This is a genomic window from Mesorhizobium sp. CA14 (assembly GCF_020165195.1).
Classification (GTDB): domain Bacteria; phylum Pseudomonadota; class Alphaproteobacteria; order Rhizobiales; family Rhizobiaceae; genus Mesorhizobium.
This window is the reverse complement of sequence record NZ_JAIUHR010000038.1, coordinates 1-20,782: the sequence shown is the minus strand read 5'-3', so window position 1 is coordinate 20,782 and position 20,782 is coordinate 1. Positions and strand designations below refer to the sequence as shown.

Here is a 20,782-nt window from a genome sequence, read left to right as displayed (position 1 = left end):
CGGCGTTTTCGGTGGCCATGGCTGGTTCCCCTTTTATCGTTTGATTTGATGCATGTCGTTACCCCAAAACCGCTACACTTTGGGCGGCGGCATGCATCAGCGTTTGTAACCGGTGTCGAGCCGGCGTTCGGTGTACATTGAATAGCGCGACATGCCGAAGCAGAACAGCCAGAATACGAAGGCGGCAAAGATTAGGCCGGACTTCGCGGTCTGCGGTGTCGCCCAGTTGGCATCGGCAAAATTCTGCTTTACCACGCCGAGCAGGTCGAACATCGAAATGATGAGCACCAGGCTGGTGTCCTTGAACATGCCGATGAAGGTGTTGACGATGCCGGGGATGACCAGCTTCAGCGCCTGCGGCAGCACGATCAGGCCCATTTTCTGCCAATAGCCGAGGCCGAGCGAGTCGGCGCCCTCATATTGCCCTTTCGGGATCGCCTGGAGGCCGCCGCGGATCACCTCGGCCATGTAGGCGGCGGCAAACAGCGACACGCCGATCAAGGCTCGCAGATATTTGTCGAAGGTGACGCCTTCCGGCAGGAACAGCGGCAGCATGACGCTGGCGAAGAACAGCACGGTGATCAATGGAATGCCGCGCACCATCTCGATGAAGACGATGCACAGCCATTTGACGATCGGCATCTTCGAACGGCGGCCGAGCGCCAGCACGATGCCCAGCGGCAGCGATACGGCAATGCCGACGAAGGAGAGGCTGAGGGTAATCAACAGACCGCCCCAGCGCGCGGTCTCGATATACGGCAGGCCGAACACGCCACCGATCAGCAGGAAGAAGGAGACGATCGGCAGCGCCACGAAGAGCAGGATGGCGTTCAGCCCTTTGCGCGGCACGCGCGGGATCAGCATCGGGACCAGCAGCGCCACGAACAGGATGGCGACCAGGATCGGCCGCCAGCGCTCTTCAATGGGATAAGTGCCGAACATGAACTGGCCGAACTTGGCGTTGACGAAGGCCCAGCAGGCGCCAGTCCAGCCATCGGGCTGGATGCCGCCTTGCGCGGCCGTGGTGCAGACCGTGCGGTCCGGCCCGCTCCATTGGGCGTTGATGAAGGCCCAGTTGATAACCTGCGGCACGATCCACAGCACGATGGCGATGCCCAGCACGGTGAGGATGGTGTCGCCGACCGAGCCGATCAGGTTCTTGCGCACCCAGGCATAGGCGCCGCGTTCTTCCGGCGGCGCCGGCTGCGCCAGCACCATCTCGGTGCGCACCCAGGACATGTCGTGTTCCTGCATGGCCCTACCTCTCCACCAGCGCCATTCTGGCGTTGACGATATTCATGACAAAGGACGTCACGAGGCTCAGCACCAGATAGGCGATCATCATGATGAACACGCCCTCCACCGCCTGTCCGGTCTGGTTCAGCACCGTGCCGGCGGTCGCGGTGAGATCGGGATAGCCGATGGCGATCGCCAGCGAGGAGTTCTTTGTCAGGTTGAGATACTGGCTGGTCAGCGGCGGAATGACGATGCGCATCGCCTGCGGGATAACCACCAGCCGCAGAATCGGGCCGGAACGCAGGCCGAGCGCCGCCGCCGCCTCGGTCTGTCCTTTGCTGACACCCCGGATGCCGGCGCGTACGATCTCGGCGATGAAGGCCGCCGTGTAGAAGGAAAGCGCCAGCAGCAGCGACAGGAATTCCGGCTTGATCCAGAAGCCGCCGGTCAGGTTGAAGGTCGATTGCTTCGGGAAATCGAAGGTCAGGGGCATGCCGCCGAGCAGGAAGGCGAGCACCGGCAGGCCGACGATAAGAGCGACCGACGTCCAGAAGACCGGGAATTGCTGACCGGTTGCCTTCTGCCGCTGCCGCGCCCTGTGGGCAACGAACCAAGCCATTGCAATGGCCAGTAGCAATGCGACGCCGATCAGCCAGGAGCCGTCCCCCCAGACAGCTCGCGGCAAGTAGAAGCCACGCTGGTTGAGAAAAGAACCGAAGGGCAGATGGATGCTTTCGCGCGGCGGCGGCAGCACGGCGAGCACGCCGGAATACCAGAAGAAGATGACCAGCAGCGGCGGGATGTTGCGGAAGATCTCGACATAGACCGTACAGATCTTGCGGATCAGCCAGTTCCGCGACAGGCGGCCGATGCCGATGGTGAAGCCGACGATCGTGGCGAGCACGATGCCGGCGACGGCAACGATGATCGTGTTGAGCAAGCCGACGACCAGTGCGCGGAAATAGGTCGAGTCGGACGTGTACGCGATTGGCGTGTCGGAAATGTCGAAGCCGGCCCTGCTCCTGAGGAAACCGAAGCCTGACGCGATGTGCAGACGCTGGAGGTTTTCGATGACGTTGTGGACGATCCACCAGATCGAACTGAACAGCAGGATTACAACCAGCGTCTGAAAGAACAGGCTGCGTATTCTCGGGTCATTGATGAAGGAGCCGCGGCTCGGCTCCTCGCGAAGTATTTCCTGCGAAGCCATGGACCGTCCTCTGGAAAGAGAAGCCGGGAGGCAGACGACCTGCCTCCCGGATCACGTTTCAATCAGCGGATCGGCGGACCGTATTGCAGGCCGCCCTTGGTCCATAGCGCGTTGATGCCGCGCGCGATCTTGAGCGGGCTGCCCGAGCCGACGTTGCGCTCGAACATTTCGCCGTAGTTTCCCACAGCCTTGATGATGTTGACGACCCAGTCGTTGGAGAGGCCGAGATCGGCGCCGTACTTGCCGTCGGGCTCGGTGCCGAGGATACGCTGAATGTTCGGGTCGGCCGACGTCTTCATCTCGTCGACATTCGCCTGGGTGATGCCGGCTTCTTCGGCGTTGAGCAGCGCAAAATACGTCCAGCGCGCGATATGCGCCCACTGGTCGTCCCCCTGGCGCACGGCCGGGCCGAGCGGCTCCTTGGAGATGATCTCGGGCAGCACGACGTGGTCGGCCGGCGAGGACAGCGTCAGGCGGATGCCGTAAAGGCCGGACTGGTCGGTGGTGTAAGCATCGCAGCGGCCTGCATCATAGGCGGCGTTGACCTCTTCCAGCTTCTCGAACACGACGGGATTGTATTCCATCTTGTTCTTCTTGAAGTAGTCGGCGAGGTTGAGCTCGGTCGTGGTGCCGCTCTGCACGCAGACGGCGGCGCCCGAAAGCTGCAGCGCGGAGTTCACGCCCGGCAGTTTCTTGGCGTTGATCATGAAGCCTTGACCGTCATAGTAGGTGATGCCGACAAAATCGAGGCCGAGCGCGCTGTCGCGGTTGCTGGTCCAGGTGGTGTTGCGCGACAGGATGTCGATCTCGCCCGACTGCAGGGCGGTGAACCGCTCCTTGGCGCTGAGCGGCGTGAACTTAACCTTGGAGCCGTCACCGAAGACGGCGGCCGCGACGGCGCGACAGAAATCGGCATCGATGCCCTTCCATTCACCCTTGTCGTCCGGCGCCGAGAAGCCGGCCAGACCCGTCGAGACGCCGCACTGGATAAAGCCCTTCTGCTTCACGGTATCGAGCGTGCCGGCCGAAGCGGCGGACGCCATGAACCCGAGCGCGGCGACGCCAAGGATGCCGATTGCAATGTGTTTCATGACCCACAGACCCTTTTCTGTCATAGGCGCCCCTGCTGCCAGGCGACGCTTGATCTTTTTCGTTTGTGAACGCAGCTCCCACTTTGAGGCCCACTCCCGGACCCGCATCGGTAACCATGCGCTGCCTCCCATTCACGAAACGCATCGAAGGCGATTATTCCTGTGAGGTCAAGGGAAATGACCGAATCCCGGCGGGTTTGAAAAGCAATTGCCGCGAATGCCTGAGTTGCGCACAGGAGCGCCATGAAACCGGCAGGCCATGCAAACAAATCAGTCAAGTTGCATCGCCGCGAATCCTCGGCCGGGCAGCAAAATCCGCTGCGGCAATAGCGGCGCATTATTGGGCGCGCACGCCTTTGGATTGGCCCAGCGGAAGACCGGCGTTTGGCGGCCCCGGCGCGGTTGCGCCGGCTTTGCCGCCGCTTTATGGCTGGTCCCCAGACATTCTTCGATAGGCGACGAACCATGGCTAGAGACGGCATCGAAATGGGCATCAACACGCTGCTTGCCCATTCCGGCAACAACCCGCGCGACTATTTCGGCTTCGTCAATCCGCCGGTCGTGCACGCCTCGACGGTGCTTTATCCCGACGCCGCCTCGATGGCAGGGCGCACCCAGAAATACACTTACGGCACGCGCGGCACGCCGACGATGGATGCGCTCACGCTCGCGGTCGATGCGCTGGAAGGCTCGGCCGGCACGATCGCGGTGCCTTCGGGATTGGCATCGGTGACGGTGCCGCTGCTCGCCTTCCTTGCCGCAGGCGATCACCTGTTGATCGTCGACAGCGTCTATCACCCGACGCGCCACTTCGCCGATACGATGCTGAAACGGCTCGGCATCGAGGTTGAATATTACGAGCCGCGCATCGGCGCCGGCATCGCATCACTGATCAAGCCCAACACCAAGGTGGTGTTCACCGAATCGCCGGGATCGAACACCTATGAGGTGCAGGACATCCCGGCGATCGCCCAGGCGGCGCATGCCGCGGGCGCTATCGTTATGATGGACAACACCTGGGCGACGCCACTCTATTTCAAGCCGCTCGACCATGGCGTCGACATCTCGATCCACGCGGCGACCAAGTATCCGGCCGGCCATTCCGATGTACTGCTCGGCCTAGTTTCTGCCAACGAAACCTATTGGAAGCAGCTATACGAGAGTTTCTGCACGCTGGGCTGCTGTTCGGGACCCGACGACATCTATCAGGTGCTGCGGGGCCTGCGCACAATGGGAGTGCGGCTCGAGCATCACCGCAAGAGCGCGCTCGATATCGCGCGGTGGCTTGAGGGGCAGCCGGGCGTCGCGCAAGTGCTGCACCCGGCGCTGGAAAGCCATCCCGACCAGGCACTCTGGAAACGCGATTTCTGCGGCTCGAGCGGCGTCTTCTCGGTCGTGCTCAAGGGCGACGGACAGAAGGCGCAGCACGCTTTTCTCGATGCCCTCAAGATTTTCGGGCTCGGCTATTCCTGGGGCGGCTATGAGAGTCTCGCCGTTCCGGTCTTCCTTGGCGACCGCACGTTTGCCAAAGGTTCGTATGCCGGCCCACTGATCCGGCTGCAGGTCGGGCTGGAGGATGTCGAGGACCTGAAAACCGACATTCTCCGCGGCCTCGCCGCGGCGGCTGCCGCCGAGTGACGGCCTGATCAGCGGAAAATTTCCGACCAGACAAGCCTCTGCCCAAGCGGTAGCATGGCCGGTGCAACCGTTCGGGAACTTTTTGTCGGCAGGCGCATCCAATCGCGCATGTAACGTTGCCGGGAGATCGGGGCGAGATGAGACAGCCTGCTATTGAAGCCGCCGAAATCGGTGCGGCGGAGGCCGGCGACATGGCATTGGTCAGCCGGGCGCTTGCGCGCGATCCTGGTGCGTTCCGCGCCATCATCAAGACGCACAACCAGCGGCTCTACCGCATCGCGCGCGGCGTGGTGCGCAATGACGCCGAGGCCGAGGACATCGTGCAGGAGGCCTATATGCGCGCCTTCGCCAGTCTCAGCAGCTTTCGCGGCGAGGCTTCGCTTGCCACCTGGCTGTCGCGCATCGTCATCAACGAAGCGCTCGGCCGGCTGCGCAAGCGCAGGCGCACCGTGGCGATGCCCGGAAATCCGGAGGCGCAGATCATCCGGTTTCCCTTGAACCAAAAGGACTTGAATCCTAGCGGCGATCCGGAGCGGACGATGGCGCAGCGGCAGATCCTCGGGCTTGTCGAACGGGCGACCGACAGCCTTCCCGACGTGTATCGCACCGTCTTCGTTGCCCGTGTCATCGAGGGCCTCAACATAGAGGAAACCGCCGATCTGCTGGGCGTGAAGCCCGAGACGGTGAAGACCAGGCTGCACCGGGCGCGAGCACTGGTGCGAAAGGCGCTGGACGACGAGATCGGTCCGGTTTTGCTCGACGCCTTCCCCTTCGCCGGTCGTCGCTGCGAGCGGCTGACGCAGGCGGTGATGAAAAGGCTGGGATTCGAGCCCTAATTTCGATCTCCCGATCTTTTCCCGGGAACGTTTCGTTCTCGCCCGCATCCAATAGCAGTCAACACCAGATGAAGCCCGTGGCCAGCGCCACCGGGCAAAGGAGATGCCATGCTTATGCGACCGACCGCCGCCCTCGCCGCCCTTTTCTTCGTGAGCACGTCCCCGCTGGCGCTAGCCGCCGAAAAGCCCACCGACCCGCAGATCGCCCACATTGCCTATACGGCCGGCACGATCGACATCGAAGCGGCCAAGCTGGCGATCAAGAAGTCCAAGAACAAGGAAGTCGTGGACTTCGCCAAGGACATGGAGCGCGACCATGAGGCGGTGAACAAGCAGGCGCTCGACCTGGTGAAGAAGCTGAAGGTCACACCCGAGGACAACGACACCAGCAAGGCGCTGGCCAAGGCCGCGAAGGAAGAACGCGCCAAGCTGGCGAAGCTGAAAGGGGCTGCCTTCGACAAGGCCTATATCGACAACGAGGTGGCCTATCACAAGCAAGTCGACGGCGCGCTCGAAACCCTGCTCATCCCTTCGGCGAGCAATGCCGAGTTGAAGAGCCTGCTGGAGACCGGTCTCAAGATCTTCCAGGGACATGAGCAGCATGCCGAACATGTCGCCGGCATGCTGAAATGAGGCCGTTGCTTCTTGCGCCGATGCTGGCGACGGTGCTCATCGCGTCGCCAGCGCTCGCGGCGACGATAGAGGTGACGATCGACAAGCTGGTCTTTTCGCCGGCAAGCGTCCAGGCCAAGATCGGCGACACGATCGAGTGGACAAACAAAGATATTCTCGCCCACACCGCCACGGTCAAAGGCGGTTGGGATGTGATGATCCCGGCAAAGTCGAGGGGCAAGGTCACGCTCAAAGCGGCGGGTACAGTGGACTATTTCTGCCGCTTCCATCCCAACATGAAGGGCCGTATCGAGGTGGCGCCTTAGCCATCCGAGCGCGAGGCGCGCACAGCGCCTCGCTTGACCTTGCAGCAATCCTCCCATGCCGAAAGCAGCGCCGCGCGCCGCACTCGCACACTTTCGCCGAGGCCAGAACATTCCGGCGAATTGCCGAACCGAACCTGCAAACCGTCGTAAAGGCTTGGCGCGATTGAGAAAGCCGAGGCCGCTGGCGGCGCGTCCTGCGCGGATCGCTGTGCAATAATATTCTCTTCAGCCGCGAATCTACGGATTGGTTTGGCTTTCAAATCCGTGGCTTCAGCGGCATTGCGGGCAACGCAATTCCACCTCTTCGATCCAGGGCCTGCCATGGCGTTTCGCCTTTTCGTTCCGATCCTTGCCGGCGCGACGCTTCGCGAACGGCTGCTTGCCTGCATCGGCGCGACCATCGGCATCGCGCTCACCGGTATGATCAGCGGGCTTGCAATGGGCAGCGGCCCGCTTGTGGCTATGCTGGTGGCGCCCATGGGCGCTTCCGCCGTGCTCCTCTTTGCCGTTCCGTCGAGCCCGCTGGCGCAGCCCTGGTCGATCGTCGGCGGCAATACGATTTCGGCGTTGGTCGGCGTGACGGTCGCTCATTTTGTGCATGACGCGGTGATAGCCTCCGGCCTTGCGGTAGCGTTGGCGATCGCCGCCATGTCGTTCACACGCTCATTGCATCCGCCGGGCGGGGCCGCGGCCCTTACCGGCGTGCTCGGCGGGCCGGCGGTTGCCGCCACCGGCTTCCTGTTTCCCTTCGTGCCGGTGGCGCTGAACTCGACCATCCTGGTGGCGCTCGGCTTCCTTTTCCATAAGCTGTCGCGACGCAACTATCCGCATGCGCATGTGCCCGCCGCCAGCGGGCACGGTACCGCCGACCGGCCGCCGGCAGAGCGCGTCGGCTTCCGGCCCGAGGATGTCGACGCCGCGCTCTCGGCGCTCGATGAGACCTTCGATATCGACCGTGACGACCTCGAGCGCCTGCTGCGCCAGGTTGAACTGCAGGCGATGGTGCGCTCGCAGCGCACGCTGCTTTGCCGGGACATCATGTCCCGCGATGTGATCTCGGTGACGGAAACAGCCTCCGCCGACGAGGCGCGCAAACAGCTCATCGACCACAACATCCGCACCCTACCGGTGCTCGACACGAGCGGCCGCCTCACCGGCGCCGTCGGCTTGCGCGAGCTGACACGAGCGACCGAGACCGTGAAAGAGGTGATGTCGAAAGCCGGCACAGCCTCGCCCGACACGCCGGCGATGAGCCTGCTGCCGGTGCTGACCGACGGCCGCAGCCATGCCGTGGTGATCGTCGATAGCGAGCGGCATATCCTCGGACTGATCACCCAGACCGACCTGCTGGCGGCGGCCGCGCGCGTGCAGGCACCGTCGCCGCTCAAAGCGGTGGCATAGAGCCAGACTGATCACCCAGGATGTCCCCGCGCGCCATTCGATCGAGCCGCCGCGCCGTTCGTCTTGTCTCGGCCGGCCGGGTGACATGCGTCCATGTGCCATCATAGATCGGCTTGCGCCGCCGCAACGCTGGTGCGGGTACGATGGCAGGCAAAGACGGTGCTTAGACCTCGACGTTCCCGATCAATGCTATCCGCGGCCGGGACTGCGCCTTTCAGGACCAGGCCAGCCAAGCGGTGCCGGCGAGAAGCGTCACCAGCGTCAGCGGCAGGCCGACCTTGAAGAAGGCGGAGAAGGAAAGCTCCTTGCCGGCCGCTTTTGCCTGCTCGGCGACGATCAGATTGGCGACCGAGCCGAGCAGCGTGAAGTTACCGGCAAGCGTCGAGCTCATCGCGACGACGAGCCAGGCGCGCTCCGGATTTTCCAAGCCGGGGATGAAGGGCCGGAGCGCCAGCACCGCCGGCACATTGCTCATGATGTTGGAAAGCACCGCGGTGAAGCCGGAGAGCCGCCAGACATCGTCGAGGCCGATATTCTTCGCCCAGGCGATCATATCGGGCATGAGCAGCGTGCGCTCGGCGCCAGCCACCACCACGAACAGGCCGGCGAACATGAAGAGCAACGGCCCGTCGATCTCGCGGTAGATGCGCCGCGGCTTGATTGCCCGGGTGACCAGCAGGAAGGCGCCGGCAATCAGCGCCGCCTTGGCAACGGGGACGCCGGCAAAGAAGGCGAGCGCCAGCAACAAGCAGACGATGGTGGCCTTCAGCACCTGCCCGGGCAACATGCGGCCGCGATAGACTTCCGGGCTGAGCTCTGCAGGGCGAGAGAATTCGGCGCGGTAGACGATGCGCACGATGACGATGACGCAGAGCAGGCCGAACAGCGCCACCGGCGCGAGCGCCAGCGTGAAAGCCGGATAGGAAATGCCCGACAGCGCGCCGATCACCATATTCTGCGGATTGCCGGTGATGGTGGCGACGCTGCCGCAGTTCGAGGCCGTGCAGGTGGCGATGAGGTAAGGCACCGGGTTGCGATTGATGACCCGTGTGACATGGACCACGATCGGCGCCATCACCAGGCAGATCGCGTCGTTGACCAGGAAGGCAGAAAGCACGCCGGTCAACAGCGTCACCATCACCAAAAGCATGAAAGGCGCATGGGCATGCTCGATAGCAAAGCCGCCAAGCGCGCGAAACGCGCCTGAAACTTTCAGATGCGCGACCACGATCATCATGCCGAGCAGCAGCGTGATGGTGTCGAAATTGATGGCTTTGTAGGCGTCCTCGACGCCGATCGCTCCGATGGCGATCATGGCCGCGCCACCCAGCAGCGCGATGCCGGCGCGGTCGAGCCGCAGGCCCGGGATGCGGCCGACGGCGACGCCGGCATAGGTGGCTACCAGGATGAAAAGCGCGCCCGCGCCTGTCCATGTCATTGCTAAGAAAGTTCCCGTTGCCTGCCCTGTCCGGCAGAATCTGCCGTTGCGTGGAGCGGCCCCACATTTAGCAAGGGCAGCGCAAAGGGAAAGCGCGCAAGCACGTGAAGTGCGATAACGCTTTCGTGGGGTTTCACATTCATAAACCCTAATGTAAAGAATGGTGAATTAACATATCTGACCGATAATCCAGGCGTTGGGGACTAAACGGATGAACACGGTCGTTGAAGCGGAACATCGCATTCCGTCAAAGGAGGAATTGGTGCGTCCGCAGGAATGCTCCCGCTGTCACGGGGCCAAGAAGGTTTTCGTTTGCGCGCGCTGGCTGAGCTCGAACGGCCATTGCTGCCCGGAAGGCACGCACAGGCTGAATTGTCCTGGACACAGCATCGTCTGCCTCGAATGCAGCGGGCGTCAGGGCTAGCGAGATCGTGGAGTGCCGGTCGACCGCCAAACGCCGCAGCTGCGGAAACTTCCGGCATCGCCCGAGCCCGCTGTGATTAAATTCTGACGTAGCCAGACCTCGCGATATCTGAGGCCCGCTCGCGCCGTGGGCTGTCAGATCCGACCGAGCAGCACCAGGATGATCACGATAACCAGGACAAGCCCGAGGCCGCCGCCGCCATAATAACCGGTTCCGTAGAAAGGTCCGCCGCCAAGGCCGCTGAAGCCGCCAAGCAAGGCGAGAATGAGAATGATGATGAGAATCGTGCCGAGGCCCATGGTCTCTTCCTCTTTCTGACTGTGCGGTCCCGCGCTTCGCTATTGAGGAAGTGAACTCCCGAACTGCGCGCATGTTCCGCCCGACGCTGGCGGCCGCCCGTTGTTTGCGCCGACGCGTTCGGCGGGCCTAAGCCGCGCGGAACGATTTCGCAGCTTGCAACGTTGGGGCCTGCCCATCCGGGCACATTGGGAAGGAGGCAGGCACATGGGCGCATCCGTTCTTATCGGCATATTGATCACCTTCCTGGTGGTGATCCTGGTGCTCTATCTCGTGCACCGCCTGCCACTCGACGCCCGCGCGCGCCAGATCGCGCAGACCATCGTCATCATCATCGGCATCATCTCGCTGCTCAAATATCTTGCGGTGTTCTAGCCCCGATCCATATTCGACACCGGAACTTCAAAAGCCGGTGTCCCATGAGAACCCCGTCGATCGCATCTACCGCAGCTAAAATCGTGTGGGCCGGCGCAATGTTGTGCAACGTGAGCGCCGCCTACGCCCGGCCAGACACGCGCGCAATGACTTGCGCGCAGACGCAGGCGCTGATCAAAAGCGATCATGCCGCAGTCTTGACCACGGGTCCGAACACCTATGACCGGTTCGTTCGGCAGTTCGGCAACGAGTGCGACTGGCCGGAAGTGCCAGTATCGACGACGGTTCCGACCAAGGACGGCGAGTGCCGCGCCTATCGGTGCGAGGAGCCGATCAACGTTCCCGACTGACCCTCGCTCCTTGCTCCGGCGGGGGAACCATTACAAGCTCTTGCGGGTTTTAGCAGCCGGTGGCGGGCCCGGGCGCGGGGAAAAACTAGGCTCTGCGCATAACCGCAGGAGGAACGGCAATGCCTGAAATCGCGCGCAGCGGCAGTTGCCTGTGTGGCGGCGTGCAGTTCCGCGTCACTGGCGAGCCGCTCCGGGTCGGCCTCTGTCACTGCAAGGACTGCCGCAAGACAAGCGGATCGGCCTTTCATGCTTACGCCGTATGGCCGCTACGAGCATTCGAAACTACCGGCATTACCAGCAGCTATGGCACTCGAAGCTTTTGCCCCACCTGCGGAAGCCGCGTTCCGTTCGTCAGCGATGACGAGGCCGAGGTCACGATCGGCAGCCTAGACATTGCGCCAACCGAAGGGTTGGTGCCCGGCTACGAACTCTGGATCGGACGCCGCGAGCCCTGGTTGCAACCCCTGCCTGCGGCGCGTCAGTTCGAGCATGACCGGGTCGCCGATGATTCGGCTGCAGGTGATGAACCCGACGTGGATCCACAGCAAAGGTCAGCCTAGGTCGGGCTCTTGGCGGACTTTGGTCGGAACGACAACGACCTTCAGTCTAGCGGCCGCTACCGAGCAATCCGGAAAAGCGCTCGGCTGCGGATTGATATGCTCGGACTTTCCTCGAAGTCTTGCTTTTTTCAACCAGCGGTTGGTTTGCCGGCCAATCGGCTGTCGCTAGCGTTTGCAGTGCGGCAGAACATGAGGCCATGGACCGGATGGGGTCCAGGCACTCCACGCAAAAGTTTTACTCGTTTCATAAAATATAAAAAATTTTCAACCATGCTTCTTTCGGCAATACAACTTCCAGGATTTTTTCGCCAGCCCATCCGTTGCGTTTATCATGTGAAATACTAAGCTGCGGTTGCAATACCAAAGTGAAAATTCTTTCGCTCAAGAAATTCGCCTTTTTTGGTCATATCAAATAGGACATCCCGAATTTTCACCCGCAGCAAGCCTCATAACTTCCTACCTTGTACAAAAGGCCATCTTTGTTTCTTTCCTTTTTTGCTACATAGTACTGGCGAATTTTGAAACCGGACGGGGCGGTTTTCGTGAAGTCGGCGCCTGAATACGGCCGCACCATGCATATGCGGTATCCACCGATCGACGGGTTCTGGACCTGGGACATCAAACGTGACCGTGTCTATGGCGACGCCAATCTTTCAGACTATTTCGGTTTGACACTCGACGAATTCTCGCACGGCGCGCCGCTGGAGCGATGCATGCAAAGCATCGACCAGGACGACCGCTCAAGGGTTCGGCTGGCTATCCGCAAGGCCGTGGAGCGCAGGTCCGGCTTCCGGGAGGTCTATAGGGTCCGTTCCGAAAAGATGGGATTGCGCAAGATCCTGGCCGTCGGCCAATGTTACGCCGACGATGCAGGTGAGCCGGCCCTCTATCCTGGCTGGTTCATTGATTTAACGAACGATGCCGCGGGCGAGGAGCAGGCGCTGCGCGAGATCCACAACCATGTCGGGCAGGCCAAGGACATAGCGCGATCGATCGGACACGACCTGGTGTCCTATCTTCTGGATAATATCGAGGAAGAGGTCGAGCAACGGCTTGGCCCAAGGCTGGGGAGGCGAAGGTCCTGAAGCCGCTTTCGCCGATTGTTTCGAGGCTAGCTTCGCTTGCCGCGCCTGCCGACCTCGGCCGTGACCATGCGTGCGAAATGCGACTGGGGCGATCGGCGTTCGATGAGTCTGGCCCGCTCCAGGGCCGCATCGCCGTAAAATTCGATCAGCATGCCGGCGGCCTTGGCGGCATCGGCCCTCAACCGGCCGAAATCGGCCTGCCCGCTCTCGGTCGAAGGCCCGCTCCTGGCAATCACGTCAAGCATGACTTGCAACTTGTCAGGAGTGCTGCCCTCGTCTTCGCGCATGGTCACTATCCGATTGGGCGCTTAAAATATCGACATTTCCGCCCAATGTCCAACAGGTTCGTTGATTGGGCATCGGTGCAACCGAGTACAGCTTCGCCGCGAGCGGGGCCACAATCTTCATACAAGCATAATGAGCCAAACTTACCGCGCATGCATTTGGGGGGCACCCATGGATCAGCCTAGCAAAATGGAAAACCTGCAGTTTGCGCAGGGGATTTTGCGAGAACTTCGCCAGAAGGCCGAGGCTGATGGCGAAAAGCTTCTGACGTACCTGATCGACATGGCTTACCTCGAAGCCAGCGACCGCATCCGCGCCCACTGGATCGGCAGCCACGAACACGAAGGCCGCCGCGCCAAGGGCTGAGCCTGCCTGTTGCGGGCGGCAGGCCGGAAACGCAAAAAAGCCCGCCATGCCTTGCGGCATGGCGGGCGGATCAAAGCGCGTAAAGGCTATATCAAACAGCCCTGATTATGACGCGACCGCCTGTTGGCGGACCGGAAGCTTCCAGCCCGGCCGCGCGAAATGACAGGTGTAGCCGTTGGGATAGCGCTCGAGATAGTCCTGATGCTCGGGCTCCGCTTCCCAGAAAGGCCCGACCGGGGCGAGCTCGGTGACGACCTTGCCAGGCCACAGGCCGGACGCGTCGACGTCGGCTATCGTGTCCTCGGCGATCCGCTTCTGTTCATCGCTGGTGTAGAAAATCGCCGAACGATAGCTCGCGCCGATATCGTTGCCCTGGCGGTTCTTCGTCGTCGGATCGTGGATTTGGAAGAAGAATTCAAGAAGCGTGCGGAAATTGGTCCTGGCCGGGTCGAAGATGATCTCGATCGCCTCGGCGTGGGTGCCGTGGTTGCGGTAGGTGGCGTCGGGGACATCGCCGCCGCTGTAGCCCACTCGCGTTGAGATCACTCCGGGCAAGCGTCGGATCAGATCCTGCATGCCCCAAAAGCAACCGCCGGCAAGGACCGCGCGCTCGGTGGAAGAAGCCATGTCATACCTCCTTTGGATTGCTTCATAGATAGGCGCTGCGCCTGGATTCTTCCAGCGGTTCGAACGGGCGAATGCCGACACCGGGATCGAAGCGTTGTCGTATCCGGAGTCGACGATCTGCCGGTCAACGCCTGCGCGGCTTCGCCTCCGCCGCGCTTAGACTAGGAATCCGGTGCTTGCTTGAATCTTCGCACCACCACCTCGAAAACGATGTCCGATAGGCGGCGACGATTTCGGCGCGCTGCTCAGGCGTGTAATGTCCGGCGTCGTCGATGGTCATGAAGGTAACGTGGCGGGACATGGCAATTCCAGTTCCTCGCCCCGCGTGAGCGGGGAGAGGTGGGGCGGCGAAGCCGCGACGGAGAGGGGACGGCGTTGGCTTTTGACACAAGAGCGGGAGGCTGATCGCCCTACGACGGCCCCTCTCCGGCCGCTGCGCGGCCACCTCTCCCCGCTCTCGCGGGGCGAGGAACTGGAGCCATCACGTCGCGATGTCGTTCACCGGCGCCAGCGGCGCGGGAAGCGCGGTCTCGCCAAGGCCACGGCGCAGCTCGATCTCGATGTCGCGGCAGATTTGCGAGATCGGCACGTCGTTGGCGTTGCCCTCAAACGGATTGGCGCTGCTTTCGCCGACCAGGTCCAGCGACATGTAGACCCAGCCCAGCAGCGCGCTGAACGGGATCGTCAGCCAGATCGAGATCCAGCCGAGTAAGCCGCCCAGCTTGGCCATGTCGGCGAAGACCGGAACAACGCCGAAGGGCAGCAAGGTGCAGAAGATGATCATGAACATCGAGCTCACGATCGCGTATTGCCGGGGATAGGGATTGTTCTTGATGCGATCGCAACGCGCCTGCTGGTCCTGGAAGTCGCGTATCAGCTTGGTCAATTCGGAATAGACCTGCGTCGGAATGGCTGAGCTCTTCAACAAGTCGTTGACCGCGGTCAATTGCCTGTCGAGAAGTTCTATCGCCGGCTGCGGCGATTTCAGCACGCTTGCGGCTTCCTCGCCCAGCAGCCTGCGCAGTTCCTCGGCAAGCGACGTCTTATCCTCCTGGATCTGATAGCGGCGCCGGAACTCGATGTTGGCCGCTTTCGCCAGCGACTCCCAAGGCAACGGCCGCCGCAGCGAAAAACGCAGCGCCGTCAGCCAGGCGAGATGGCGGTAGATCAGCCGCCGGGCGTTGGCTGCATCCATGAAATCCCGGCAGAAGCCGGACAGCATCCGGCTGCCGGCGGTGATCTGCGAAAAAGCCTGCAGGGCCTCGTTGGCGCGGGTGAAGACCTGGGAATTCTTGAAGCCGGTGACCAGCGACACTGTGGTGCCGAGCACCAGCACGACCGACCATGGCACCGAGAAGCCCGCCGTCGCCGGAAGTCGGTAGGCGGCGATCGCCAACCCGCTCACCACGACCATGTAGATGACGCTGCGCCGCGACCAGAGCGCGAAGTCCAGCAACCTGTAAGAACGGCCTACATACATTCTCGAAATCCCTGACAGCATGCAAATCGCGCGACCGCGCATTCGCGCACCATAAGGGGTGGAAATCGTTTTGAAAGCTCCAGTTCCTCGCCCCGCGAGAGCGGGGAGAGCTGGCGCGGCGGAGCCGCGACGGAGAGGGGACGGCGCCTACTTGGGTGAACGGATACGAGATCACTCGGAGATGCTGCCGCCCTGCGAAGAGCCCTCTCCGGCCGCTGCGCGGCCACCTCTCCCCTCGCTTCGCGCGGGGCGAGGAACCAGCGCTCAGCCCTTGTAGCCCTCATTGACGCAATCGTTCTTCCAGGCCCAGTCGAAGTCGGCCTGCGACATGGACGAGCCGAGGCCCGGTTCGACATAAGGCCCGGCACCATCGATATAGACGATGAAGCGCGCTTCCTTGGTGAAGATGCCGACCTTGCTTGCGATGACGCCGCAGGTCTGGCCGGTCGCGCTGTCGCCGGTGAGATCGAGATGCGAGAAACTCGCCGCCGGGTCGTTGATCAGGCCGCGCATCCTGGCTTCGGCGGAAGCGATCGCATCGGCGCGCCAGTCGCCGCTGGAGCCGGAGCAGGCCGAAAGCAGCGCCCAGGCAAGAAGCAGGTTCGGTATAGGGCGCATGTCGGCTCCGTACTCGACCTTCGGTTGCGGCCAAAGCGACATCGCAAATCATGGTTTCGGCGCGGTTTCCCGAAGCCCAGTTCCTCGCCCCCACGCGAGTGGGGAAGAGGTGGCGCGGCGAAGCCGCGACGGAGCGGGGGCGGCGCCAACCTGGATGAACGGACACGAGATCACTCGGAGACGCAGTCGCCCTACGAATCCCTCCTCTCCGGCCGCTGCGCGGCCACCTCTCCCTCGCCTTGCGGGGGCGAGGAACCCAAACCCTGAACCGCCGCCGCGCTCAAAAACCGCAGCACCACATCGCTCATCCCCAGCAGCGGCGTGAATGTCACGATCGTAATGCCGTCGGTCGCGTTGGTGCGCGTCAGCCCTTCGGAATAGATATCCAGCGGCGGTTCCTCGTCGAACCAGACGCCGTGCAGCGTCTCGCCCTGCCATTTCTCGCGGCCCTTCTCGTAACTCTTGAATGAAAGCACGCTTTCGCCGGCCTGCACGTCGCCGCCGCCGCCCCAGCGCACGACGATACTGTCCAGCGCTCCGGGCGCGCCGCGGCCCATCACCGTGTCGGCGATGGCATTGGCCGGGATCATGCCGGTGCCCCACTCGCTTTGCTGCTGCGGCGGGCCGACCAGCACGCGCTGCGGATTGTCGCGCGTGCCCTCGCCGGTGACGCCGGCGGCCCAGAGCCGCACGGGATGGTCGAAAATTTTGCCCACCCACCAGTCGGGATAGCGGCCGGTGAGATGCATGGCCCACTCCGCGCCCCCTGCCCTGGTCTTGCCGAGCTGGTTGCCGGCCATGAACAGACGCTCGCGGTGGATCGCGCCTGCCGCGTGAAAGTCGGCCTGGCGGTCGTACGGCCTGTAGTCGGCTAGACGGTTACGGCGCGTTCGCCGGTCCAGCTCCTCGAGCAGCGCCAGATAGGCCTGCATCGCTGTCGAGGAGGGGCCGGAGGCTCGTTTCGAGGCTGCGGATGCGGCTGCGGATCTCCTCATCGCTCAACTGCTCGAGACTGGTTTGCTTGGCATCGACACTTTCGGAGAAATCCTTGGGCAGCAGCGTCAGCACGACCTTCAGATACTGCTCGGGCTTTTCGGCCCGCACCGCGGCGATGACGCCGGCGCCATGGGCGCGGAAGTCGGCGCGAAGGGCGGTCGCGAAGTCGTCGACGAGCGTCTTTCGCGGGCGCTTCGGGCGGCTGGGCAAAGCGGCATCGACACGGGGAGCCTGTGGCTTTCGCCCTGCCCGCTTCGCGCCAGCGGGCTTGCGCCGCACGGCCTTGTTTTCATCAGCCATGGGCAGCCGCATCGGATGGCGCGACCTTTGCTGCCTTAGCCTTGCGCAGCTTGCGCGCAGGTTTCCTGCGCGGCTTGGGACGTGTCGGCTTGGCGCGCTCACCGTCGGCCGCCGGCGCGGCCATTGCCTTCAATGTCGCGACGGCGGCGCGGGCTGCCGAGGGGCCAAGGCCCCGGGGCGGAAAGCCGAAACCGGCGACGGCATCGACCGTGCCGCCACGCACCATGCCGATGCGCACGCCGGGCGCGACCTGCTCGACGCGGCCCGAGCGGTGCGGCAGGCTTGCGCTCTCGAATTCGCCGATGGCACTGACAATCTCGGCGCCGTCATCGGCGGTGACGATAGTGGCATAGCGTGGCATCTGGGCCTCAGGCAAAAAATGTTGAAAGCGCCGCGGGACAGAGAGGGTGCCGCCAGCGCTTCGAAAGAATGGATGGCGCGAAAAACAAAAAACCCGCCGGGCGGCGGGTCGTCGGCGCAAATCAGCACCATGGACAAAATAGTAGCATAGCTGCCCTCACCGGGCAATGGCTTCTAGGTACATTTTCCTAAATTTCTCAAAATTGCGGCGGCAGAGCGCCCGCTCGCCACACTCATAAATTGAAACGCCAGGCCAGATTACAGCAAATTTTGTCGGAACCAACCTTGGTCCGACGGGTTCCACCCTTAGTCGCAACGTGACGGACGACCGTCTCGCAATAGAGGAGAAAGATCATGCTTACGAAGATTCTTGCAGCTTCGGCGCTGACCATCGGCCTCGCCACGGCGGCGATGGCCCAGAGCGCCGGCACGGCCGGAAATGACGGCGCGGGTAGCGGCCAGACCATTACCGTCGAGCCGAAGACGCCGGCCACGCCATCGCCTGACCAGATGGGGCCGCCGGACACAGGCACGACCGGCAGCATCACAGGCGGCGACATGAATTCGAACGCCGACAAGAACTGCGCGAACAATCCGCAGGGCGCGATGGGCGATGCCAACAACAGCACCGCCACCACGGTTCAGCCGAATGTGAACGACAAGAACTGCGGCAAGTAAGGGCATCGGGCTTGGACCAAGGGCCGTGGAGCGCGTGCTCCGCGGCCCTCGTCTTTTGGTCTGGCGGCGCGCGTGCGGGAACCGCAGGGAACAATGACACGGCCTGGCCGTTCGTTCCCAGGAGGCAAAAAGGAGAGACCGATGGCAGACAATGACACCAGCACCGCCAATTCAGCCAACGGCAACGCGAAAACCACAGCCGCGCGCAGCAGCAGCGCATCGCGCAGCAGCGCGTCGCGCGGCAGCGCCGCGTCGCGTGGCAACACGCGGACCGCGAAGGCTTCCGAAGACGCGATGAGGAAGCAGATCGCCGAGCTGAAGCGCGAGGTGAATCGCCTGAACCGCGCGCTGTCCGAACAGGCCGAGGAAGCTGCCGAGACCGCGCAGGGCTGGTACCGAAGCGCGGCCGATCGAGCCTCGACCCTCTACAGCGGCGCCTCCGATCGCGCATCGCGCGCGGCGAGCCAGTTGCGCACCCAGGCGCATAGCGTTTCGGAAACCGTGCAGCAGAATCCCGGCACCTTCTCGACGGCGATGCTGATCGGCGGCCTGGTCGGATTGCTGGCCGGCATGGCGATCAGCCGAAACGCCGACCCCGAGCCGGACTGGCTGCACCGCTGGCACAGATAGACATTCCGGTCCGGCCGCAGTGGCCGAACCGATGAACGGTGCTACACGCAGGCTGCCTTGCGGAGGCCACCCGGAAGGAAAGGCCAGGCCATCGCGCCCGGCCTTCTTCTTTTCGTGGCAGGCTTTTCCAGTTCAAAGTTGTGTTGTTCCCTGCCTCCGGCTGTGTCCGATTGTCCCGGGCTGGTCATTAGCCGGAGCTTATGGAATCATTCCCTAAGGGAATCGCGGAGAGCAGCATGGACAGACCTGCCATGGCATCCGTCTTTCGGATGCGGCATGTGCCTGCAAGCATTTCGGGCGTTCGCAGCCTGGGCCGGGGCCAGGCCGATCCGATTTTCCATTCGAGACCACTCGGCGAAGCGATCCGTTTCATCGCCCAGGCCGAGGGCCAATACGATCTCAGCGCCGTCGCCGTTTTCTATGGCGACCGTCAGACGCCGCCGCTCGGCAACCGCGAGATCAGGCAGCTCTGGAGCGAGTATGGCCAGCGGTGGATGGAGGCTTAGCCCGCGCCGGCATCCCCGCTCGGATCGGAAACGCCGCTCATGCGTTCTTGAGGCGAGGTCAATGGGAGAACGCCATGAACGTAGCCAATCTCCAACTCGAGGGCCTGCTGATGGCCGTCGCCGCGGTCAACCATGTGCTCGTCAAGAAAGGCGTGCTCACGGTCGAGGAAATCGACATCGCGCTGCGCAAGGCCGAAGCCGGCGAGACCGGCGAGGAGCGTTCGGAGGCGATCTCGGCCTCGAACCGCGACGCCATCAATTTCCCGATCCGGCTGCTTGAGCTCGCCAACCAGTGCCAGCCGGAAGCGGACATGCCGTCCTTCTCCAAGCTGGCGCGCATGGTCGGGCAGATGAAGGAGCCGTATAACGATCAGATGTGAGGCGGGCGCCTCGAAGGCGCCGCCCTCCCCGTAGAACAAGGAGAAGGAAGGTTCAGACCCGGCCCGGCCAGCGCTGGCGCAGCGCGAGCACGTTGCCCGGACCGTGGACGGCGGCGTAGAGCAGGCCGGCGGCGAACGGGAAATGCGACATGAAGGCGCCGAATTCGGCCTGGTTTCCGGCCCAGTGCGACGGGCCGTGGAAGGCGAAGCCAAGGAAGGTGACGTAGACGGCGCCGATCAGCGCCAACGGTGTCAGATAAGCGCCGGTGAGGAAGGATATCACCAGCAGCGCCTCGAGGATCGCCGCGCACCAGGCCAGAAACAGCGGGGATGGAAAGCCTGCGGCGGCGATGTAGCCGGCGGTGGCGCCCATATCCATGAATTTGAAGGCGGCGGCCATCGCGAACATGGCGGCGAGGATCAGGCGGGCAATGAGAATGGCGACGGTCTGCCAGGTCGATTGAGTGTTTTCCACGAGTGTCCCTCCGGATGGTTGAAGTGGTCGATGCCCCAAGGACGGACGTAGGGAGAAGGTTCCGACAGGCGGTGGAAAAATTGTTCGAGGCGAGGACGCGGCGCCTCGCCTTCTCCCCTTGTTGTGCAGGGCTGTCCGGGGAAAGAGAGGGGTGAATCGAAATGCCACATGCGCATGCCCCGTAAGACGGCGGTTTTCCGTC

General features: G+C 62.9%; 28 protein-coding genes. 14 read left to right on the top strand and 14 right to left on the bottom strand.

Annotated elements, in window-relative coordinates; translation table 11 throughout:
* Positions 1–96: 96 nt before the first annotated feature.
* The 3 genes from LB565_RS27510 to LB565_RS27500 all read right to left on the bottom strand — a co-directional run bounded on the left by LB565_RS27510 (position 97) and on the right by LB565_RS27500 (position 3,537).
* The gene (locus LB565_RS27510; protein ID WP_224589235.1) at positions 97–1,254 is read right to left on the bottom strand and encodes an amino acid ABC transporter permease; all 1,158 of its coding nucleotides are present in this window, start codon (positions 1,252–1,254) and stop codon (positions 97–99) included.
* A 4-nt stretch (positions 1,255–1,258) separates the two neighbouring features.
* Positions 1,259–2,446 carry an amino acid ABC transporter permease gene (locus LB565_RS27505; protein WP_224589234.1) on the bottom strand — a complete coding sequence of 396 codons (1,188 nt, stop codon included), beginning with the start codon at positions 2,444–2,446 and terminating at the stop codon, positions 1,259–1,261.
* A 62-nt stretch (positions 2,447–2,508) separates the two neighbouring features.
* On the bottom strand, positions 2,509–3,537 hold the full coding sequence (locus LB565_RS27500) for an amino acid ABC transporter substrate-binding protein (RefSeq protein ID WP_224589233.1): 1,029 nt from the start codon (positions 3,535–3,537) through the stop codon (positions 2,509–2,511).
* Between the two features lie 465 nt (positions 3,538–4,002).
* On the opposite strand from LB565_RS27500, the gene LB565_RS27495 reads away from it, so the two are divergent.
* From LB565_RS27495 to LB565_RS27475, 5 genes are all read left to right on the top strand, one after another.
* Positions 4,003–5,175, top strand: coding sequence for a cystathionine beta-lyase (locus tag LB565_RS27495; protein ID WP_224589232.1), 1,173 nt, complete (start codon positions 4,003–4,005; stop codon positions 5,173–5,175).
* Positions 5,176–5,312: 137 nt separating this feature from the next.
* Positions 5,313–6,011, top strand: a complete 699-nt coding sequence (locus tag LB565_RS27490; RefSeq protein ID WP_224589231.1) for an RNA polymerase sigma factor — start codon at positions 5,313–5,315, stop codon at positions 6,009–6,011.
* Positions 6,012–6,119: 108 nt separating this feature from the next.
* Positions 6,120–6,644, top strand: a complete 525-nt coding sequence (locus LB565_RS27485; RefSeq protein WP_224589230.1) for a DUF4142 domain-containing protein — start codon at positions 6,120–6,122, stop codon at positions 6,642–6,644.
* A complete protein-coding gene (locus LB565_RS27480) occupies positions 6,641–6,949 on the top strand; it encodes a cupredoxin family copper-binding protein (RefSeq protein WP_224589229.1) in 309 nt (102 codons plus the stop codon). The genes LB565_RS27485 and LB565_RS27480 overlap by 4 nt, the downstream gene beginning before the upstream one ends.
* A 321-nt stretch (positions 6,950–7,270) precedes the next feature.
* On the top strand, positions 7,271–8,350 hold the full coding sequence (locus LB565_RS27475) for an HPP family protein (protein ID WP_224589228.1): 1,080 nt from the start codon (positions 7,271–7,273) through the stop codon (positions 8,348–8,350).
* A gap of 214 nt (positions 8,351–8,564) precedes the next feature.
* Here LB565_RS27475 and LB565_RS27470 read toward each other — a convergent pair whose 3' ends face one another.
* Together LB565_RS27470 and LB565_RS27465 are read right to left on the bottom strand one after the other, a co-directional pair.
* Positions 8,565–9,788 carry an anion transporter gene (locus LB565_RS27470; RefSeq protein WP_224589227.1) on the bottom strand — a complete coding sequence of 408 codons (1,224 nt, stop codon included), beginning with the start codon at positions 9,786–9,788 and terminating at the stop codon, positions 8,565–8,567.
* Positions 9,789–10,346: 558 nt separating this feature from the next.
* Positions 10,347–10,511, bottom strand: a complete 165-nt coding sequence (locus tag LB565_RS27465) for a DUF3309 family protein (protein ID WP_095768421.1) — start codon at positions 10,509–10,511, stop codon at positions 10,347–10,349.
* Positions 10,512–10,716: 205 nt separating this feature from the next.
* Between LB565_RS27465 and LB565_RS27460 the strand changes: the two genes are divergently transcribed.
* The 3 genes from LB565_RS27460 (at position 10,717) to LB565_RS27450 (ending at position 11,794) form a co-directional block, all read left to right on the top strand.
* On the top strand, positions 10,717–10,884 hold the full coding sequence (locus LB565_RS27460; RefSeq protein WP_224589226.1) for a Thivi_2564 family membrane protein: 168 nt from the start codon (positions 10,717–10,719) through the stop codon (positions 10,882–10,884).
* Positions 10,885–11,030: 146 nt separating this feature from the next.
* Positions 11,031–11,234 (top strand): hypothetical protein, encoded by a 204-nt coding sequence (locus LB565_RS27455; protein ID WP_318012196.1) that lies wholly within the window; start codon positions 11,031–11,033, stop codon positions 11,232–11,234.
* 119 nt (positions 11,235–11,353) lie between these two features.
* Positions 11,354–11,794 carry a GFA family protein gene (locus tag LB565_RS27450; RefSeq protein WP_224589224.1) on the top strand — a complete coding sequence of 147 codons (441 nt, stop codon included), beginning with the start codon at positions 11,354–11,356 and terminating at the stop codon, positions 11,792–11,794.
* A 244-nt stretch (positions 11,795–12,038) separates the two neighbouring features.
* On the opposite strand, the gene LB565_RS27445 is transcribed toward LB565_RS27450, so the two are convergent.
* A complete protein-coding gene (locus LB565_RS27445) occupies positions 12,039–12,179 on the bottom strand; it encodes a hypothetical protein (protein ID WP_224589223.1) in 141 nt (46 codons plus the stop codon).
* Positions 12,180–12,312: 133 nt separating this feature from the next.
* On the opposite strand from LB565_RS27445, the gene LB565_RS27440 reads away from it, so the two are divergent.
* On the top strand, positions 12,313–12,879 hold the full coding sequence (locus LB565_RS27440) for a PAS domain-containing protein (RefSeq protein WP_224589222.1): 567 nt from the start codon (positions 12,313–12,315) through the stop codon (positions 12,877–12,879).
* A gap of 26 nt (positions 12,880–12,905) precedes the next feature.
* Here LB565_RS27440 and LB565_RS27435 read toward each other — a convergent pair whose 3' ends face one another.
* Positions 12,906–13,166, bottom strand: coding sequence for a hypothetical protein (locus tag LB565_RS27435; RefSeq protein ID WP_224589221.1), 261 nt, complete (start codon positions 13,164–13,166; stop codon positions 12,906–12,908).
* A gap of 187 nt (positions 13,167–13,353) precedes the next feature.
* Between LB565_RS27435 and LB565_RS27430 the strand changes: the two genes are divergently transcribed.
* Positions 13,354–13,530, top strand: coding sequence for a hypothetical protein (locus LB565_RS27430; RefSeq protein WP_167498612.1), 177 nt, complete (start codon positions 13,354–13,356; stop codon positions 13,528–13,530).
* Between the two features lie 105 nt (positions 13,531–13,635).
* On the opposite strand, the gene msrA is transcribed toward LB565_RS27430, so the two are convergent.
* The 6 genes from msrA to LB565_RS27400 form a co-directional block, all read right to left on the bottom strand.
* Entirely contained in the window at positions 13,636–14,157 is a 522-nt protein-coding gene (gene msrA, locus LB565_RS27425) for a peptide-methionine (S)-S-oxide reductase MsrA (RefSeq protein WP_224589220.1), read from the bottom strand.
* Positions 14,158–14,638: 481 nt separating this feature from the next.
* The gene (locus LB565_RS27420) at positions 14,639–15,637 is read right to left on the bottom strand and encodes a bestrophin family protein (RefSeq protein ID WP_224589219.1); all 999 of its coding nucleotides are present in this window, start codon (positions 15,635–15,637) and stop codon (positions 14,639–14,641) included.
* Between the two features lie 264 nt (positions 15,638–15,901).
* Positions 15,902–16,255: a hypothetical protein gene (locus LB565_RS27415; protein WP_224589218.1), complete on the bottom strand. Its 354-nt coding sequence runs from the start codon at positions 16,253–16,255 to the stop codon at positions 15,902–15,904.
* A 191-nt stretch (positions 16,256–16,446) separates the two neighbouring features.
* Positions 16,447–17,187 (bottom strand): terminase large subunit domain-containing protein, encoded by a 741-nt coding sequence (locus LB565_RS27410; RefSeq protein WP_224589217.1) that lies wholly within the window; start codon positions 17,185–17,187, stop codon positions 16,447–16,449.
* Positions 17,135–17,563, bottom strand: coding sequence for a hypothetical protein (locus tag LB565_RS27405; protein WP_224589216.1), 429 nt, complete (start codon positions 17,561–17,563; stop codon positions 17,135–17,137). The genes LB565_RS27410 and LB565_RS27405 overlap by 53 nt, the downstream gene beginning before the upstream one ends.
* Positions 17,544–17,912 carry a hypothetical protein gene (locus tag LB565_RS27400; protein WP_224589215.1) on the bottom strand — a complete coding sequence of 123 codons (369 nt, stop codon included), beginning with the start codon at positions 17,910–17,912 and terminating at the stop codon, positions 17,544–17,546. The genes LB565_RS27405 and LB565_RS27400 overlap by 20 nt, the downstream gene beginning before the upstream one ends.
* A 353-nt stretch (positions 17,913–18,265) precedes the next feature.
* Between LB565_RS27400 and LB565_RS27395 the strand changes: the two genes are divergently transcribed.
* The 4 genes from LB565_RS27395 to LB565_RS27380 all read left to right on the top strand — a co-directional run bounded on the left by LB565_RS27395 (position 18,266) and on the right by LB565_RS27380 (position 20,105).
* The gene (locus tag LB565_RS27395; RefSeq protein ID WP_224589214.1) at positions 18,266–18,589 is read left to right on the top strand and encodes a hypothetical protein; all 324 of its coding nucleotides are present in this window, start codon (positions 18,266–18,268) and stop codon (positions 18,587–18,589) included.
* A 141-nt stretch (positions 18,590–18,730) separates the two neighbouring features.
* A complete protein-coding gene (locus LB565_RS27390) occupies positions 18,731–19,219 on the top strand; it encodes a hypothetical protein (protein ID WP_224589213.1) in 489 nt (162 codons plus the stop codon).
* Between the two features lie 236 nt (positions 19,220–19,455).
* Entirely contained in the window at positions 19,456–19,725 is a 270-nt protein-coding gene (locus tag LB565_RS27385) for a hypothetical protein (protein WP_224589212.1), read from the top strand.
* 74 nt (positions 19,726–19,799) lie between these two features.
* Positions 19,800–20,105 carry a hypothetical protein gene (locus LB565_RS27380; protein ID WP_224516117.1) on the top strand — a complete coding sequence of 102 codons (306 nt, stop codon included), beginning with the start codon at positions 19,800–19,802 and terminating at the stop codon, positions 20,103–20,105.
* Positions 20,106–20,157: 52 nt separating this feature from the next.
* Here LB565_RS27380 and LB565_RS27375 read toward each other — a convergent pair whose 3' ends face one another.
* Entirely contained in the window at positions 20,158–20,580 is a 423-nt protein-coding gene (locus tag LB565_RS27375; protein WP_224589211.1) for a DoxX family protein, read from the bottom strand.
* Positions 20,581–20,782 lie beyond the last annotated feature (202 nt).